At 68.0% G+C, this 17,913-nt stretch carries 16 protein-coding genes; 10 read left to right on the forward strand and 6 right to left on the reverse strand.

Translation table 11 applies throughout. The annotated features are described in order from the left end of the window. Positions 1-47 precede the first annotated feature (47 nt). The 9 genes from uvrC to CGZ91_RS10195 all read left to right on the forward strand — a co-directional run bounded on the left by uvrC (position 48) and on the right by CGZ91_RS10195 (position 8,982). On the forward strand, positions 48-2,021 hold the full coding sequence (gene uvrC, locus CGZ91_RS10155) for an excinuclease ABC subunit UvrC (protein ID WP_094454858.1): 1,974 nt from the start codon (positions 48-50) through the stop codon (positions 2,019-2,021). Between the two features lie 83 nt (positions 2,022-2,104). Then, entirely contained in the window at positions 2,105-3,004 is a 900-nt protein-coding gene (gene rapZ / locus CGZ91_RS10160; RefSeq protein ID WP_094450291.1) for an RNase adapter RapZ, read from the forward strand. An 11-nt stretch (positions 3,005-3,015) separates the two neighbouring features. Further along, positions 3,016-3,960 (forward strand): gluconeogenesis factor YvcK family protein, encoded by a 945-nt coding sequence (locus CGZ91_RS10165; RefSeq protein WP_229116562.1) that lies wholly within the window; start codon positions 3,016-3,018, stop codon positions 3,958-3,960. A 39-nt stretch (positions 3,961-3,999) separates the two neighbouring features. After that, complete coding sequence (whiA, locus tag CGZ91_RS10170) at positions 4,000-4,980, forward strand: DNA-binding protein WhiA (protein ID WP_094454862.1); 981 nt, start codon at positions 4,000-4,002, stop codon at positions 4,978-4,980. Positions 4,981-5,168: 188 nt separating this feature from the next. Then, a complete protein-coding gene (gene gap / locus CGZ91_RS10175; protein ID WP_094450288.1) occupies positions 5,169-6,173 on the forward strand; it encodes a type I glyceraldehyde-3-phosphate dehydrogenase in 1,005 nt (334 codons plus the stop codon). Positions 6,174-6,261: 88 nt separating this feature from the next. After that, positions 6,262-7,452, forward strand: coding sequence for a phosphoglycerate kinase (locus tag CGZ91_RS10180; RefSeq protein ID WP_094454864.1), 1,191 nt, complete (start codon positions 6,262-6,264; stop codon positions 7,450-7,452). Continuing rightward, a complete protein-coding gene (gene tpiA / locus CGZ91_RS10185; RefSeq protein WP_229116563.1) occupies positions 7,449-8,234 on the forward strand; it encodes a triose-phosphate isomerase in 786 nt (261 codons plus the stop codon). Before CGZ91_RS10180 ends, tpiA begins: the two co-directional genes overlap by 4 nt. 97 nt (positions 8,235-8,331) lie before the next feature. Next, the gene (gene secG, locus CGZ91_RS10190; RefSeq protein ID WP_229116564.1) at positions 8,332-8,577 is read left to right on the forward strand and encodes a preprotein translocase subunit SecG; all 246 of its coding nucleotides are present in this window, start codon (positions 8,332-8,334) and stop codon (positions 8,575-8,577) included. Between the two features lie 48 nt (positions 8,578-8,625). Further along, complete coding sequence (locus CGZ91_RS10195; protein WP_094454868.1) at positions 8,626-8,982, forward strand: RNA polymerase-binding protein RbpA; 357 nt, start codon at positions 8,626-8,628, stop codon at positions 8,980-8,982. A 78-nt stretch (positions 8,983-9,060) separates the two neighbouring features. On the opposite strand, the gene CGZ91_RS10200 is transcribed toward CGZ91_RS10195, so the two are convergent. From CGZ91_RS10200 to tkt, 6 genes are read right to left on the reverse strand one after another with little or no spacing between them, the layout of a single operon-like run. After that, positions 9,061-10,104 (reverse strand): DUF1707 SHOCT-like domain-containing protein, encoded by a 1,044-nt coding sequence (locus tag CGZ91_RS10200; protein WP_094454870.1) that lies wholly within the window; start codon positions 10,102-10,104, stop codon positions 9,061-9,063. 1 nt (position 10,105) lies between these two features. Beyond that, the gene (gene pgl, locus CGZ91_RS10205) at positions 10,106-10,843 is read right to left on the reverse strand and encodes a 6-phosphogluconolactonase (protein ID WP_094454872.1); all 738 of its coding nucleotides are present in this window, start codon (positions 10,841-10,843) and stop codon (positions 10,106-10,108) included. Between the two features lie 8 nt (positions 10,844-10,851). Further along, positions 10,852-11,790 (reverse strand): glucose-6-phosphate dehydrogenase assembly protein OpcA, encoded by a 939-nt coding sequence (locus CGZ91_RS10210; protein ID WP_094454874.1) that lies wholly within the window; start codon positions 11,788-11,790, stop codon positions 10,852-10,854. A gap of 22 nt (positions 11,791-11,812) precedes the next feature. After that, positions 11,813-13,342: a glucose-6-phosphate dehydrogenase gene (zwf, locus tag CGZ91_RS10215; protein WP_094454876.1), complete on the reverse strand. Its 1,530-nt coding sequence runs from the start codon at positions 13,340-13,342 to the stop codon at positions 11,813-11,815. 3 nt (positions 13,343-13,345) lie between these two features. Then, positions 13,346-14,449, reverse strand: coding sequence for a transaldolase (tal, locus tag CGZ91_RS10220; protein ID WP_094454878.1), 1,104 nt, complete (start codon positions 14,447-14,449; stop codon positions 13,346-13,348). A gap of 32 nt (positions 14,450-14,481) precedes the next feature. Continuing rightward, positions 14,482-16,665 (reverse strand): transketolase, encoded by a 2,184-nt coding sequence (gene tkt, locus CGZ91_RS10225; RefSeq protein WP_094454880.1) that lies wholly within the window; start codon positions 16,663-16,665, stop codon positions 14,482-14,484. Positions 16,666-16,863: 198 nt separating this feature from the next. Between tkt and CGZ91_RS10230 the strand changes: the two genes are divergently transcribed. Beyond that, positions 16,864-17,802 (forward strand): heme o synthase, encoded by a 939-nt coding sequence (locus CGZ91_RS10230; RefSeq protein WP_267490244.1) that lies wholly within the window; start codon positions 16,864-16,866, stop codon positions 17,800-17,802. Positions 17,803-17,913: the final 111 nt, after the last annotated feature.

Genomic DNA, 17,913 nt, shown 5'->3' on the forward strand with positions numbered 1-17,913 from the left:
ACCTCGTTCAGGTCCGCCATGTCACAGCGACGAACTACTCTGAAGCAATGGCGGATCCGGCAACTTATCGTCCGGCGCCCGGCACGATCCCGACCGAGCCCGGCGTCTATCGCTTCATCGACGGGACCGGGCAGGTCATCTATGTCGGCAAGGCGAAGAACCTGCGACAACGCCTGAACTCCTACTTCGGCGACCTCGCGGGACTCCACCCGCGTACCCAGACCATGGTGCGCACCGCCGAACGGGTCGAATGGACCGTGGTCGCGACCGAGGTTGAGTCGCTGCAGCTGGAATACACCTGGATCCAGCAGTACGACCCCCGCTTCAACGTCAAGTACCGCGATGACAAGTCCTACCCCTGGCTGGCGATCACCTGGAGTGAGGAGTTTCCGCGGATCTTCGTGGGCCGCGGCGCCAAGCGCAAGGGCACCCGCTACTTCGGTCCCTACGGGCAGGCCTGGGCCATCCGCGAAACGGTCGATCTGCTGCTGCGGGTGTTCCCGATGCGCTCCTGTTCCAAGGGCGTCTTCAACAACGCGAAGGCGGCCGGCCGGCCCTGCCTGCTCGGCTACATCGACAAGTGTTCGGCCCCCTGCGTCGGCCGCGTGTCACCCGAGCAGCACCGCGAGATTGCCGCCGACATGGTCGCCTTCCTGTCGGGGCGCAGCAAGGCGATGATCGGCCGCCTGGAACGGGAGATGGCCCGAGCGGCCGAGGCGATGGAGTATGAACGCGCCGGCGTGCTGCGTGACGACTTGGCCGCCCTGCGCAAGGCCACCGAGAAGAACGCGATCGTGCTGCCTGACGGCACAGACGCTGATGTGGTCGCCCTGGCCGATGACCCGTTGGAGGTCGGCGTACAGATCTTCCACGTGCGCGGTGGCCGGGTGCGGGGCGAACGCGGTTGGGTCGCTGACCGGGTCGACGACGCAGACACCAGCAGCCTGATGGAGAGTTTCCTGCTCCAGTTGTACGCCGAGACGGACGCGACCGACGGCCCCACCGTGCCCCGCGAGGTGCTGGTCTCCCACGCTCCGGCCAGTGGCGAGGACGCGATGGCGGAACTGCTCACCGAACTGCGCGGCTCGGCGGTCAAGGTCCGAGTGCCGCAGCGCGGCGACAAGCGGATCCTGCTCGAGACCGTCACCCGCAACGCCGGTGAGACCCTGAGCAAACACAAGGTCAAACGGGCCGCGGACCTCACCACGCGCAACCGGGCTCTCGAGGAGATCGCCACCGCCTTGGACCTGGACGAGCCGCCGCTGCGGATCGAGTGCTATGACATCTCCCACACCCAAGGCCAGGAGATCGTCGGATCGATGGTGGTCTTTGAGGATGGCCTGCCCCGCAAGAGCGAGTATCGCCGCTTCATCATCCGCAGCACGGATCACTCCGACGACGTGAAGTCGATGCACGAGGTCATCACCCGCCGATTCCGCCGGATGCTCGCCGAGCAGGACAGCGCCGCGCAGGCCCGCGACGACGGCAGCGCCGATGCCCCTCAACTGCGCGACCCCGACACTGGTGCGCCGAAGAAGTTCGCGTACGCCCCGGGGCTGGTCGTGGTCGACGGCGGTCAACCCCAGGTGGCGGCCGCCCAGCAGGCGATGGCCGAGCTCGGCATCGACATCCCGTTGTGTGGCCTGGCCAAGCGACTGGAGGAGGTCTGGGTCCCTGACGACGACCACCCGGTGATCCTGCCGCGCACCAGCGAGGGCCTTTATCTGCTGCAGCGGCTCCGCGACGAGGCGCACCGGTTTGCCATCACCCACCACCGCGGCCGCCGCACCAAGGCGATGGTGGAGTCCGTGCTGGACTCGGTGCCGGGGCTGGGGGAGGTGCGCCGCACCACGCTGATGCGCCGCTACGGCTCGGTGAGGAAGCTGCGCGCCGCGACCGCGACCGAGATTGCCGAGCTGCCCGGCTTCGGGCCGGCCACCGCCCAAGCAGTGGTCGACGCGCTGCGCGACCAGCCGGCCGGTGAAGCGGTCAACATGGCCACCGGTGAGGTGCTGGACTGACCGCGGGGGAGCAAGCCAACTAGGCTGCGCTCTACCGTGGTCGTAGGTCGACCAGGACTGAGGCTGTCAGGGAAGGAGCCGAGATGAACGTGGGTGACGACACCTGGGACGCCGGGGGCGAACTGCCCTCGGAGTTGCGCGTGGTCATCGTCAGCGGCGTCTCGGGTGCCGGCCGGCGCACCGCGGCACACGCTCTCGAGGACCTCGGCTGGTACGTCGTGGACAACCTTCCGCCAGGCATGCTGCTGGAACTGGCCCAAGTGGTCAGCGACAAGGGGATCCGCCAGTTGGCGGTGGTCGCCGACGTCCGCACCCGGGCGATGTTCGAGGACCTGGCTGGTGGTCTGAGGGCGCTGGCCGAGGCCGGCGCCGACCCGGAGATTCTGTTCCTGGAGGCCAGTGACGAGGTGATCGTGCGGCGGCAGGAGTCGGTACGCCGCCCGCTGCCGCTGCAGGCCGATGACACCCTGCTCGACGGGCTGCGCCGAGAACGCGCTCTGCTGTCTTCGATGCGAGCGTCGGCCGACCTGGTCATCGACACGTCCTCGATCAACGTCCACCAGCTCAGTGCCCGAGTCACCAACGCCTACGGCGGCCCCGACGAGGATCGACTTCGGGTTGCGGTGATGTCCTTCGGGTTCAAGCACGGGCTGCCCATCGACGCCGACACCGTGGTGGACGTCCGCTTCCTGCCCAACCCGCACTGGGTGCCTGAGTTGCGACCCCACAGCGGCTGTGACGCTCCGGTCAGCGAGTACGTCCTGGCCCAACCCGGCGCCCGCGATTTCCTCCGCGGCCTGGAGGACCTGATCCAGATCGCCCATGAAGGCTACGTGCGGGAAGGCAAACGGTTCGTCACGCTGGCGGTGGGCTGCACCGGTGGCCGACACCGTTCGGTGGCGATGTCGGAGGCCATCGCCGAGATGCTGCGTTCCAAGGACATCCCGACCTCGGTGATCCACCGGGACCTGGAGCGCGCATGAGGGTCGAGGGGATGCTTGAGCTGCCCCGGGTCACGGCCTTGGGCGGCGGGCACGGCCTGCACGCCAATCTGAGCGCGCTGCGCCGGGTCACCGACCAACTCACCGCCGTCGTGACCGTCGCCGACGACGGCGGCTCGTCGGGACGGCTGCGGGACGAGCTCGACTGTCTGCCCCCCGGCGACCTACGGATGGCGCTGGCGGCGTTGTGTGGTGATGACAACACCGGGCGCACCTGGGCGAAGGTGCTGCAGTCCCGATTCGGCGGCGAGGGCCCGTTGGCCGGCCACGCCATCGGCAACCTGCTGATCGCCGGGTTGTGGCAGCAACTGGATCCGGTGGCTGGCCTCGACATGGTCGGCAGGCTGCTGCGCGCCCGCGGCCGGGTGTTGCCAATGTCCTCGGTGCCGTTGGTGATCGAGGCGGACGTGATCGGCGACGATCCGGACCGTCCCGACGACCCGGTCACCATCACCGGGCAGGCCACCGTCGCCACCACCTCAGGTGAGGTCGTTGCCGTACGCCTGATGCCGGACTCGCCGCCGTCGACGCCGGAGTCGATCGCCGCGATCATGGAGGCCGACTGGGTCACCTTGGGGCCGGGGTCCTGGTTCACCTCGGTCATCCCGCACCTGCTGGTGCCCGACCTGGCCCATGCCATCATCACCACCGAGGCCCATCGGTGTCTGGTCCTCAACCTGGAACCAGCCGGTGAGACCCAGGGAGTCAGCCCCGCCCAACACCTCGAGATCCTGGCCGAGCATGCACCGCAGCTCCGGCTCGACGTGGTCCTGGCCGATTCTGGATTCGTCGCCTCCGAGCGGCGCCACATGGAGGCGTACGCGACGGCGCTGGGTGCCGAGCTGGTGGTGCAGGACCTGGCGATGCGTGATGGCTCACCCCGCCACGACCCGCTGCGGCTGGCCTCGGCGTACGCCGAGGTCATGGGTCTCAACTGACGCCCACCGCGGCTGGAACGCATGTGCCAAGATTGCGCCATGGCGATGACTCAGCAGCTGAAGGCGGAACTGTCGACCGTCGAGGTCACCAAGCCCTGCTGCCGCCGCGCTGAGATCGCGGCGACCCTGCGTTTCTCCGGCGGCCTGCACCTGGCCGGTGGTCGGATTGTGGTTGAGTCTGAGTTGGACACCGGTGCCGCTGCTCGACGACTGCGCAGTTCCATCACCGAGTTGTACGGCTTGGACAGCGAACTGGTGGTGGTGAGCGGTTCGGGGTTGCGCCGCGGCACTCGCTATCTGCTGCGTCTCATCAAGGACGGCGAATCTTTGGCCCGTCAGACCGGACTGGTCGACGGCCGCGGTCGTCCCACCCTGGGACTGCCGCCCCAGGTCGTCAGCGGCGGCGACTGCGACGCTGTTGCCGCTTGGCGGGGCGCGTTCCTGGCCCACGGTTCGCTGACCGAACCGGGCCGCTCGATGTCGCTGGAGGTGACCGCACCCGGCGGGGAGGCCGCGCTGGCGTTGGTCGGTGCCGCCCGGCGCGTCGGCATCACCGCGAAGTCCCGCGAGGTACGCGGGGTGGATCGGGTGGTGATCCGGGACGGTGACGCCATCTCGGCGCTGCTGACGCGGATGGGGGCACATGAATCCCTGCTGGCCTGGGAGGAACGCCGGATGCGCAAGGAGGTCCGCGCCTCGGCGAACCGACTGGCCAACTTCGACGACGCCAACCTGCGCCGGTCGGCTCGTGCCGCCGTCGCGGCGGGTGCTCGGGTGGAGCGCGCCCTGGAGATCCTGGGCGATGACCTGCCCGACAACCTTCGGGCCGCTGGCATGCTCCGGGTGGAGCACAAGCAGGCGTCGCTGGAGGAACTGGGTCAGCTCCACAAGCCGCCGTTGACCAAGGATGCGATTGCTGGGCGGATTCGTCGGCTGCTCGCCACCGCAGACAAGCGGGCGGCGGAGCTGGGCATCCCCGGCACCGAGGCAAACCTGACCTCTGACATGCTCGAGGACTGACCGGCTCAGGACCGAAAATTCTTGGCCGGACGGGCATTGAGCAGACCAGTGGGGGGTCCGGTCCGATCGCGGAGCCCCCTACCGGCAGGGCTAGGATGGGCCTTGTCCATTGGTCGCCGATCGGGAGATTCGGCAGGTTCGTTCGCCCGGACTCCGGCGGCCGCGACCCAGTTGAGGAGTTTCACTTCATGACCATCAAGGTTGGCATCAACGGCTTCGGCCGCATTGGCCGCAACTACTACCGTGCGCTGGTCGCCGCCGGCGCCGACGTCGAGGTGGTGGCCGTCAACGACCTCACCGACAACGAGACTCTGGCCCACCTGCTGAAGTACGACTCGATCCTCGGCCGTTTCGACGGTGAGGTCACCGCCGACGCCGAGAGCATCACCGCTGGCGGCAAGACCATCAAGGTCTTCGAGGAGAAGGACCCGGCCGCGCTGCCCTGGGGCGACCTCGGCGTTGACATCGTCATCGAGTCCACCGGCCGCTTCACCACCGCCGCCGACGCGCAGAAGCACATCGACGCGGGTGCCAAGAAGGTCGTCATCTCCGCTCCGGCGAAGAACGAGGACATCACCATCGTGATGGGCGTGAACGAGGGCGACTACGACCCGGCCGCGCACCACATCATCTCCAACGCCTCCTGCACCACCAACTGCCTGGCGCCGCTGGCGAAGGTCCTCAATGACGAATTCGGCATCGTCAAGGGCCTGATGACGACCATCCACGCGTACACCGCTGACCAGAACCTCCAGGATGGCCCGCACAAGGACCTGCGTCGCGCTCGCGCCGCTGCCCTCAACATCGTGCCGACCAAGACCGGTGCTGCCGCTGCGGTCGCCCTGGTGCTGCCCGAGCTGAAGGGCAAGTTCGACGGCTACGCGCTGCGCGTTCCGGTCCCCACCGGTTCGGCCACCGACCTCACCTTCCAGGCCGCGCGTGAGACCACCGTCGAGGAGATCAACGCAGCGGTCAAGAAGGCCGCCGAGGGCCCGCTCAAGGGCATCCTCACCTACACCGAGGACCCGATCGTCTCCAAGGACATCGAGACTGACCCGGCTTCCAGCATCTTCGATGCCGGCCTGACCAAGGTGATCGGCGACCAGATCAAGGTCGTCTCCTGGTACGACAACGAGTGGGGCTACTCCAACCGTCTGGTCGACCTCACCGTGCTCGTCGGCGGCAAGCTCTGAGCTGCCCGACCCAGACTGGCGTACGGGGCGGGGCGCGCAAGCGACCCCGCCCCGTTCTTCTTCCAGCCCACCAAGAAAGGACGGTCCCGTGAAGGGGATTCAGGACCTCGGAGATCTGCGCGGCAAGCGCGTACTCATCCGCTGTGACTTCAATGTGCCGCTCGACGGCGACACCATCACCGACGACGGTCGCATCCGCGCCGCGCTGCCCACGCTGAAGAAGCTGCTGGAGGCCGGAGCGAAGGTGACCACGATGGCCCACCTGGGCCGCCCCAAGGGTCAGGTCAAGCCCGAGTACTCGCTGGCTCCGGTCGCCAAGCGCCTGTCCGAACTGCTCGGCGCCGAGGTCAAGCTGGCCTCCGACGTTGTTGGAGAGGGCGCCCGCGCGACCGTGGCGTCGCTGGCCGAGGGCGAGATCGCACTGCTGGAGAACGTCCGTTACGAGCCCGCCGAGGAGTCCAAGGACGAGGCTGAGCGCCAGGAACTGGCCGCGAAGTACGCCGAATTCGGTGACGTCTTCGTCTCCGACGGTTTCGGTGTCGTACACCGCAAGCAGGCGTCGGTCTACGACGTGGCGAAGCTGCTGCCCGCCGCTGCCGGTTCGCTGGTCGCGGCCGAGGTGGACGTGCTCAAGCAGCTCACCGAGGATCCCAAGCGGCCCTTCGTGGTGGTGCTGGGTGGCGCCAAGGTCTCCGACAAGCTGGCCGTCATCGACAACCTGCTGAACGTGGCCGACACCGTCGTCATCGGCGGCGGCATGATGTTCACCTTCCTCAAGGCTCAGGGCTTCGAGGTCGGCTCCAGCCTGCTGGAGGAGGACCAGGTCGCCACCGTCAAGGGTTACCTCGCCAAGGCGGCTGAGCTGGGCAAGGAGATCCTGCTGCCGACCGACACCATCGTCGCCCCGGAGTTCAAGGCTGACGCCCCGGCCACCACCGTCGCGGTGCAGTCCATCCCGGGCGACCAGATGGGTCTCGACATCGGTCCGGAGTCGGCGGCCCGCTTTGCCGAGGTGATCGGCCAGGCCCGAACCGTCTTCTGGAACGGCCCGATGGGTGTCGCTGAGATGGCGGCTTTCGCCGGCGGCACCCGTGCCGTGGCCGAGGCCCTCACCAAGGTTGACGGCCTGTCCGTGGTGGGCGGCGGTGACTCCGCAGCTGCGGTCCGTGATCTCGGTTTCGCCGATGATGACTTCGGCCACATTTCCACCGGTGGCGGCGCCTCCCTCGAATACCTCGAGGGCAAGGAACTGCCCGGCCTGAGCGTCCTGGAGGCATGAGCATGGCACAGCGCACCCCGCTGATGGCGGGCAACTGGAAGATGAACCTCAACCACGTCGAGGGCACCGGCCTGGTGCAGAAGCTGGCGTGGACCTTGGCCGACGCCAAGCATGACCACGGCGCCGTCGAGGTGGTGGTGCTGCCACCGTTCACCGCTCTGCGCAGCGTGCAGACCGTGATCCAGGGCGACAAGCTCAGCCTGGGCTTCGGAGCCCAGGACGTCTCGGCACACGAGTCCGGGGCGTACACCGGAGAGGTGTCCGCGGCGATGCTGGCCAAGCTGGACTGCGGCTACGTGCTGGCCGGTCACTCTGAACGGCGTGAGTACCACGGTGAGGACGATGCCGTGGTCAACGCCAAGACGAAGCAGATCCTCGCGCACGGCATGACCCCGATCGTGTGTGTGGGGGAGCCGCTGGAGGTACGCCAGGCAGGCGAGCAGGTGGCGTACACCGTCACCCAGCTGCGTGGCTCGCTGGCGGGCATCAACGCCGAACAGGTCGGCTCGCTCGTGGTGGCCTACGAGCCCGTCTGGGCCATCGGCACCGGCGAGGTGGCGACCCCGGAGGACGCCCAGGAAGTCTGCGCGGCGATCCGTGACGCGATCCGTGAGGATCACGGCGAGGGCGTGGCCGACTCGGTACGCGTGCTCTATGGCGGCTCGGTGAAGGCCGGGAACGTGGCCGACATCATGGGCCAGGCCGACGTCGACGGCGCACTGGTCGGAGGCGCCAGCCTGAAGGTCGAGGAGTTCGCGGCGATCGCCGGCTACCAGCGCTGAGCGGGTACGCGAGAGCAGATCCCCATCCGAGCTGTCCCGGGCGTTCACCGGGCGGCTCGGGTGGGGATTTTTCGGTGTTTCAGTTACTCTTTGCGGCGTGAGTGTTCCGATTTTCGCGGTTTCCATCGCCCTGATCGTGCTGAGCGTGATCATTGCCTTGCTGGTCCTTGCCCACAAAGGTCGAGGGGCCGGTCTTTCGGACCTGTTCGGCGGTGGCATGAGCACTTCGATGGGCGGACAGTCGATCGCAGAGCGGCGACTCGACCAGTTCACCATCGGGATGTCGATCCTGTGGGTGGGCTGCATCATCGCGTTGCTGTTCATGTACCGCTTCGGTATCTGAGCCTCCGGCTCTCTCCAACAACCCCAACACAAGCGAAAGAGGTCCAACGTGCTCGGTGGAAGCGCCATCCGAGGCAGCCGTGTCGGTGCCGGTCCCATGGGCGAAGCGGAGCGTGGCGACACCGCCCCGCGGCTGTACGTGTCGTACTTCTGCTCCAACGGACACGAGACCCGCCCGGCCTTTGCCGCTGATGTGCAGGCACCTGAGGCCTGGGACTGCCCCCGCTGTGGGCTGCCGGCCAACATGGATGCGGAAAACCCGCCGCCGCCGCCGAAGATCACGCCCTACAAGACCCACCTGGCGTACGTGAAGGAGCGCCGCAGCGACTCCGAAGCCGACGCGATCCTCGCCGAGGCGCTGGAGCTGCTGCGAGCCCGTCGCGCTCGCGGTGAGGTCATCTACTGATTCGGGCCCGCGCCTGATCCGGTTCGCGTCTGATCGACACGCAGCTGACCGCGTACGCCGTTGAGCCGGCGTACGCGGTCAGCCGTGGTAGACCTCGTGGAGACTGCCGTCGGTCTGCCACGCCACCGACCCAGATCCCTTGTCGTAGTCGTCGCCGGAGACGTAGACCCGGATGATGACGTCGCCGTCCCGGGCAGACGCCGACTCGACCTGCTTGTCGATGATGAGGTGGCTCACCGCACCTGCTGATTCCAACCGGGCCGGGGAGTCGGCGGCGACCTGAGCCACCACGGCCGGGTCGATGTCGCTGAGGAGGAAGAACGGGTCGTCAAACCAAGCGGTCGGGATCTGGCCGTTGGGGGAGCGGGTGACCTCGCCGTCGCTGATGCTGACCTGGTCCTGGGCGTCGTCACGTCCCTCCACCGGCACGATCACCCCGGCGTTGTCCTCGTGCATCGTGAAGGTGTGGACACGCTCGATACCTGCCCCGGTCAGCAATTCCCAGAGCTCGGTGGTCCGGTCCGGGCCGAATCCGGTTGCCGCGGGAATCGTGGTCGCACTCGGGGTGTCGGTCTCCTCGACACTGGTCGTGGTGGCGCTGCTGGTGGTGCTCTGCGTGGATCCCGGGACATTGGCCCCGGCACCGGGTGCCGGGTCGGCGTCGTCGTTGCGGGTGAACATCAACCAGGCAGGTACGCCGACCGCCACCAGCGCGATGAAGGCCAGGGCGCCGCGACGGCCGCGGCGCGGTGGCTCCTCCGCGGCGCCGTCGAGCAAGGTCGCTGCCGCCGTCTCGCCGATGCGGGCCGGCTGCCCGATGCTGGCACCACTCCCGATGGGTTCATCCGCGCTGGCCGCGGACGACGCGGACTGCGGTTGCTCGTCCGACTCGGCGGACCGTGACGGCTGGCCATACTCGTACAGCGGCAAGGGGATGTCGGGACGGGGCAGGTCGACGATCTGTTCTTCCAACTCGCCCAGAGTGGCAGCGCTGCCGATCTGCTGCACCCGGCGAATCATCTGGTCGGTGGTGAGGGTGCCGTGACTGTGGGCTCGGGTGACCGCCCGCTGGTAGTGGTCCCGATCGATGTCGGTGGCCAGCTCGTGGGCGTAACGACTCATGTCACAGGTCGCAGATGTGCCAGGGGAGTTCAGCGGCGGCGGGCTCGTCGACCAGCCACAGGGTCCTCACCGAGCCGCCCACCCGCGCCGCGGGCACATCCGGGTTGCCGGACAGCGCCTCGCGTACGGCAGCGGCCTTCTCGGCGCCGTTGACGACGAACCACACCTCGCGGGACCGGTTCAACACCGACAGGCTGACAGTGAGCCGTTCGCCGGGAGGCTTGGGGGAGTCCCGCACCGGAATCACCGTCTGGGAGGTCGGCTCGAAGGAGGGATGGTCGGGGAAGATCGCAGCGACGTGACCGTCCGGCCCCATCCCCAACATGCAGATGTCGAAGACGGTGTCGCCCAGCTCCTGTGCGTACACGCGGGCCGCCTGGTCCAACTCGACCTGACCATCGGCGGCCGGCATCGGATGGGTCCGAGCCGGGTCGAAAGCCAGCGCGCCGGCCAGACTGGACAGGGTCTGGCCGGCGTGCCGGAAATCGTCATGCAAGGGTACGAACCGCTCATCGGTCCACCACAACTCCAGCAATGCCGGATCGAACGGCGTCAGCGGTGCGACCTGGGCGAACGCGGCGTACACCTGGCTCGCGATCCGGCCGCCGCTGAGCCCCAACTGCGGCACGTGCGTGCCGCCGGCCTGCAGGCTGATGAGGCGCTGCAGCAACATGTTGGCCGCGCGAGCCACCAACTCGTCGCCATCGCGATAGCGGTGGATCCGTGGAGACCGAGGCATGAGCGAGATCAATCCTTCGCGGACGTCGACTTCTTCTTCTTTGACCCGGCCCGCTTCAGTAGCTGCTGGGTTGCGGCAGCGTACACGTCGTCGGGATCCATCCTTCGCAGTTCCTCGGTGAGGAGCTCGGTCAGGGGACGCCTCGCCAAGGCGACCGAACGTTTCGGCTGGCCGGGGATCGAGTAGGTCGCCAGCGGGTCATGGTCCCGCTCGATGACGATCTCGCCGGCGACGGTGGAGAGCCGGACGGCGCTGATGGCCGGGCCGTCGGAGGTGACGACGTCGATGTCCACGCCGAGCTTGTCCTCCAACCAGGCTGCCAGCAGGACTGCCGAGGCGTTGTCCTTCTCCGCCTCGATGACACCGCCATTGACCTTGTAGGTGGAGCACTGGTCCAGTGAGGCCGCGAGCAGCGCCCGCCACCGCGTGAGCCGCGTCCAGGTCAGGTCGGTGTCGCCCGGTTCGTAGCCCTTGGCCCGTTCCAGCAGGGTGTCCAGCGGCTTGGCCGAGGCCTGCGCATCGGTGATGCGTCGGGTCGCGATCGAGCCCAGCGCGGTGTCCCGCAGCACCTCGGGTGCCTTGCCCGGCCAGTAGAGCGCGATCGGGGAGTCGGGCAGCAGCAGCGGCAACAGGACGCTTTGCGGGTGATCGGCCAATTCGCCCGACAGCCGCAGCGTGATGATCTCGCCGGGGCCGTCCTCGCCCATCCGGATCTCGGCATTGAGCCGATCCGCCTTGGCGGTGCTCTGGATCACCAGCAGGATCCGGCTGGGGTGTTCCCGGCTGGCCTGCAGGGCCGCGTCCAGAGCATCCTTGTAGTCCCGGGAATTGCTGGCCAGGACCAGGGTCAGCACCATGCCGTTGGCCTGATTGCCGAGCTTCGCCCGGGCCTCCAGGATGGCCTGGGCGATGTCGGCGGTGGTGGTGTCGGTGAGTTCGATGATCATTGGTTCTTCCTCGCAGTCCGAATCAGGGCCGACGCCAGGTGAAGCCGTCCCGGGCGAGCATGTCGATGCCGCTCTGGGGACCCCACGAACCGGGGGCGTAGGGCTGCGGCTGCTCGCCGGTGTCAGCCCAGAAGTCCAGAATCGGATCGAGGATCTGCCAGGACAGTTCGACCTCTCGGTGCTGCGGGAACAGCGGCGGATCGCCGAGTAGCACGTCCAGAATGAGTCGTTCGTACGCCTCCGGGCTGGACTCGGTGAAGGAGTCGCCGTAGGCGAAGTCCATGCTCACCTCGCGGATCTCCATCTGGGTGCCCGGCACCTTGGCGCCGAACCGGAGCGTGATGCCCTCATCGGGCTGGATCCGCATCACCAAGGCGTTGGTGCCCAACGTCTCGGTGTCGGTGTCAGTGAACGGCAGGAAGGGTGCCTTCTTGAAGTTCAGCGCGATCTCGGTGACCCGTCGGGCGACCCGCTTGGCGGTACGCAGGTAGAACGGCACCCCGGCCCAGCGACGGTTGTCGACGTCCACCCGGATGGCGGCGTACGTCTCCGTGGTGGAGCCCGGATCGATGCCGTCCTCCTCCAGGTATCCCTTCACCCAACGGCCGCCCTGGAAGCCGGAGGCGTACTGGCCCCGGGCCGTGTGGGCCGCGATGTCCTTCGGCGGCCGGGCTGCCTCCAGCACCTTCTGCTTCTCGAGTCGCAGCTGGCGCGCGTCGAAGGAGTTGGGCTCCTCCATCGCGGTCAGAGCGAGCAGCTGCAGCAGGTGGTTCTGGATCACGTCCCGGGCCGCACCGATGCCGTCGTAGTAGCCGGCCCGACCACCGATGCCGATGTGCTCGGCCATGGTGATCTGGACATGGCTGACGAACCGGTTGTTCCAGATCGGCTCGAACATCTGGTTGGCGAAGCGCAGCGCCAGTAGGTTCTGGACGGTCTCCTTGCCCAGGTAGTGGTCGATGCGGAAGACCGACTGGGAGGGGAACACCGAGGACACGGTCCGCTCGAGTTCCTTGGCGGATTCGAGGTCATGACCGAAGGGCTTCTCGATGACCACCCGGTTCCAGTGCGAGTCGGACTGTTCGGCAAGACCGTGACGACGCAACTGGTCCACCACGTCGTCGAACAACCCCGGCGGGATGGACAGATAGAAGGCATGGTTGCCGCCCGTCCCGCGCACCTCGTCCAACTCCAGGATGGTGGTCTTGAGCCGCTCGAAGGCGGCATCGTCGGTCAGCTCGCCGGGAACGAACCGGATGCCTTCCAGCAGCTGCTGCCAGACCTCCTCGCGGAAGGGCGTACGGGCATGCTCCTTGACCGAGTCATGCACCACCTTGGCGAAGTCCTGGTCGGCCCATTCCCGTCGGGCAAAACCGACCAAGGCGAAGCCCGGCGGCAGCAACCCACGGTTGGCAAGGTCATAGACCGCCGGCATCAGCTTCTTGCGCGACAGGTCACCGGTGACGCCGAAGATCACCAGGGCGCAGGGCCCGGCGATCCGCGGCAGTCGCCGGTCCTGCGGATCCCGCAGCGGGTTGGTCCACTCGGCCACGCTTCAGCTCTCCAGCTGGTTCTTGACGGTGGCGAGCAGCTCACGCCAGGAGTCGACGAACTTCTCCACGCCCTCGTCCTCGAGCTGCTGCACGACATCGTCCATGTCGATGCCGACCGCGGCCACGGCCTCCATCACCTTGGTGGCCTCGGCGGCGACGGCCGGGCCACCCAGCGGCGTACCGGTCAGTTCACCGTGGTCGGCCCAGGCATCCATGGTGGCGCCGGGCATGGTGTTGACCACGCCGTCGCCGACCAGCTCGGAGACATACATGGTGTCGGGGTAGTCGGGGTTCTTCACCCCGGTCGAGGCCCACAGCGGCCGCTGCCGGTTGGCGCCGGCGCGAGCCAGTGCCTCCCAACGGCTGCCAGCGATGGTCTCCTCGAACAGGGCGTACGCCAGCTGGGCGTTGGCGATGGCGGTGCGGCCACGCAGCGCCAGCGCCTCCGGGGAACCGATCGCCTCGAGGCGCTTGTCGACCTCGGAATCCACCCGGGACACGAAGAAGGAGGCGACCGAGTGCAGCGTCGACAGGTCGATGCCGCTGGCCTGGGCCTTCTCGAGTCCGTCGAGGTAGGCGTTGATGACCTCGCGGTAGCGATCCAGGGAGAAGATCAGCGTGACGTTGACGCTGATGCCGGCCGCGATCGTCTCGGTGATGGCGGGCAGCCCCTCCTTGGTGGCGGGGATCTTGATGAGGACGTTGTCCTTGGCGACCAGCTTGTGGAGCAGCTTCGCCTGGTTGACGGTGCCCTCGGTGTCGTGGGCCAGACCCGGGTCGACCTCGATCGAGACTCGGCCGTCGTAACCGGAGGTGGCCTGGGCCAGCGGCGCGAATGCGTCACAGGCGGAGGCCACGTCACGGGTGGTGAGGGCGCGGACGACCTCGTCGGCCGAGGAGCCCGACAGCTCGGCGAGCTGCGCGGCGTACGCGTCGCCAGTCGCCAGGGCCTTGGCGAAGATGGTCGGGTTGGTGGTGACGCCGACCACCGACGACTCGGAGATGCGGTCAGCCAGGGTCCCCGAGTTGATCATGTCGCGGGACAGGTCGTCCAGCCAAATGGAGACGCCGGCGTCGTGGAGGGCCTTGAGGCGAGAGTTGGCCATGATGTCAGTTCCTTTCGCGATGATCTGAGGACTCAGAACTTGCTGGCGTCGGCGGGGCCGACGGGGCCGTGGGCGGCCCGGGGCAGACGCAGCGCCGGAGTCTTGACGTCGTCAAGGCTCTCGTGAGCGGCGGCCACCACAGCCTCGGCGGTGAAGCCGAACTTGGTGAACAGGTCGCTGCCCTTGGCGGAGGCGCCGTAGTGGTCGATGGCAACGGCGCGGCCGGCGTCGCCCAGCAGGTCGGCCCAGCTCGTGGCCAGACCGGCCTCGACGACGACCCGTGCCTTGACCTGCGGCGGGATCACCGAGGTGCGGTAGTCGTCGTCCTGCTCGTCGAACCACTCCCGCGACGGCATCGACACGACGCGCGCCTGGATGCCCTGCTCGGCGAGCTGGGTCTGGGCGGCCAGTGCGAGCTGGACCTCGGAGCCGGTGCCGATGAGAACGACCTCGGGCTCACCGTCGCTGTCCTTGAGGACGTAGCCGCCCTTGCTGACGTTGTCAGCGGTGGCGTAGCCGTCGGTGCCCCGGGGGACCGTAGGCACGTTCTGACGGGTGAGGATGAGGGCGGCTGGACGATCATTGTTGGCCAGGATGGCCTTCCAGGCCTCGACGGTCTCGTTGCCGTCGGCCGGCCGGACCACGTCCAGGCCCGGGATGGCGCGCAGGGCGGTCAGGTGCTCGATCGGCTGGTGGGTGGGGCCGTCTTCGCCGACGCCGATGGAGTCGTGGGTCCACACGTAGGTGACCGGGGCCTTCATCAGCGCCGAGAGTCGGACCGCACCGCGCATGTAGTCGCTGAACACCAGGAAGGTGGCGGCGTACGGGCGGGTCAGGCCGTCCAGGGCGATGCCGTTGACGATGGCGCCCATGCCGTGTTCGCGGATGCCGAAGTGGAGCACCCGGCCGTAGGGGTTGCCGGAGAACATCTCCGACTGCCGGTCCTCGGGCAGGAAGCTGGGCTCGTCGTCCGGGGTGGTGTTGTTGGAGCCGGCCAGGTCAGCCGAGCCGCCCCACAACTCGGGCAGCTGCTTGGCGGCAGCCGACAGGAACTTGCCGCTGGCGGCGCGGGTGGCGACACCCTTCTCGTCGGCCTCGAAGACCGGCAGGTCCGCGTCCCAGCCCTCGGGCAGTTCGCGGGAGCTGAGCCGATCCAGCAGCGCGGCGCGCTCCGGGTTGGCCTCGCGCCAGGCGTCGAACTTGGGCTGCCAGGCCTGATGGGCCCGCTGGCCGCGCTCGACGAGCTTGCGGGTGTGGGCCAGCACCTCGTCGGCGACCTCGAAGTTGACCTCGGGGTCGAAGCCGAGCGCCTTCTTGGTGTTGGCGATCTCATCCTCGCCGAGGGCGGCGCCGTGGGCCTTGCCAGTGCCCTGCAGGGTCGGGGCGGGCCAGCCGATGATGGTGCGCAGCCGGATGAAGGAGGGCTGGTCGGTGACCTCGCGGGCCGCCACGACGGCGTCCTTGAGGGCGGCCAGGTTCTCGGTGTAGTCGCCATCACCGATCCAGTCGATGGTCTGGACGTGCCAGCCATACGCCTCGTAGCGAGCGGCGGTGTCCTCGGTGAAGGCGATGTTGGTGTCGTCCTCGATGGAGATCCGGTTGTCGTCCCAGATCACCGTGAGGTTGCCCAGTCGCTGGGTCGCGGCGAGCGAGGATGCCTCGGCACTGACGCCCTCCTGCAGGTCGCCGTCGGAGGCGATGGCGTAGATGTGGTGGTCGAAGATCGACTCGCCGGCGGGCGCATCCGGGTCGAGCAGGCCGCGCTTGCGGCGGCCCGCCATGGCCATGCCGACGGCGTTGCCGACGCCCTGACCGAGGGGGCCGGTGGTGGTCTCGACTCCGGGGGTGTGGGCGTGTTCGGGGTGGCCCGGGGTGGCCGACCCCCAGGTCCGCAGCGACTCGAGGTCGGACAGTTCCAGACCGAAGCCGCCCAGGAAGAGCTGGACATACAGGGTCAGGCTGGAGTGACCGGCCGACAGCACGAAGCGGTCACGGGCGATCCACTCCGGATCGCTGGGGTCATGGCGCATGATGTCCTGGAAGAGCAGGTACGCCGCGGGGGAGAGGCTCATCGCGGTGCCCGGGTGGCCGTTGCCGACCTTCTGCACGGCGTCAGCGGCGAGCAGGCGGCCAGTGTCGATGGCCCGCTGGTCCAGCTCACTCCAGCCGGTGGGCAGGGTGGTCGCAGAGACGGTCCGCTCAGTGGCGCTCATCATGGGGTCCTTTCGACGTGGCGACTTCAGTTGTACGGCCCACCCTACTGCCGCACCACAGGGTCAGATTGGGCAGGTTCGAGATCAGGACGTAGACTGCGAAAAGTGCCGCGCCAGGTGGGCTGTCGGCGTCCCGCCCGGACCGGATCGAGCCGGCCGGCGTTATGGTGCAGGAGTGATGGACTGGTGTCGAAGACCGATGTGAGCGCAACGGTCCACAAGGGTTCGACCCGCACCGAAAGTGCCCCGCGAGCGATGGACGTCCTCAAGGCGTATGTCGCGCTGACCAAGCCGCGGATCATCGAACTGCTCCTCATCACCACCCTGCCAGCGATGTTCCTGGCCAGCGGTGGCCTGCCCGCGTGGGACTTGGTGCTGTGGACGCTGATCGGCGGCATGCTAGCCGCTGGCTCGGCCAATGTCTTCAACTGCGTGCTGGACCGCGACATCGATGAGCAGATGCGTCGCACCCGGCAGCGACCGATGCCGCGACACCAGGTCGGTGCCGTGCCCGCGACGATCTTCGGACTGGTGCTGGGGGTGGTCTCCACGCTGGTGCTCGGGTTGGGGGCCAACTGGCTGTCGGCCGGGCTTGCGCTCGCCGCGAACGCCTTCTATGTCTTCGTCTACACGATGTGGCTCAAGCGCCGCACGTGGCAGAACATCGTCTGGGGCGGGATCGCCGGTTGCTTCCCGCCGCTGATTGGTTGGACGGCGGTCACCAATGAGCTGGCGTGGGCGCCCCTGGTGATGTTCGGGATTGTCTTTGCCTGGACGCCGCCGCACACTTGGGCGCTGGCGATGCGCTACAAGGACGACTATGCCGCTGCGAAGGTGCCGATGCTGCCGGTCGTGATGGGGCCGGTGCCGGTCGCCGTCCGGATCCTGGTGTGGACCGTCGTCACCGTGGCGATCTCGCTGGTGCTGTGGCCGGTGGCCGACACCGGGCTGATCTATCCGATCGTGGCCGCGCTGACCGGTGCCGCCTTCATCGTTGAGGCCGTGATGCTGCTGCGCCGGGCCCAGTCCGGCAAGGTCGGCGCCTCGCTGCGTCCGATGCGGCTCTTTCACTGGTCCAACAGCTATCTGGCGTTGATCTTCTTGGCGATGGCGATCGACCCGCTGGTGCGGCTCGGCTGACCCGTTCCTCGAGCGACCGGCGACCCGGTCGGTTTGTGACGAATTGGCAACGGAAACCGCGTTCTGTTGACCCGCGTGTCGTGCGGGACCTAGCTTGCTGCCATCAGGGTT

This window comes from Parenemella sanctibonifatiensis, from assembly GCF_002250565.1.
Lineage (GTDB): Bacteria > Actinomycetota > Actinomycetes > Propionibacteriales > Propionibacteriaceae > Parenemella > Parenemella sanctibonifatiensis.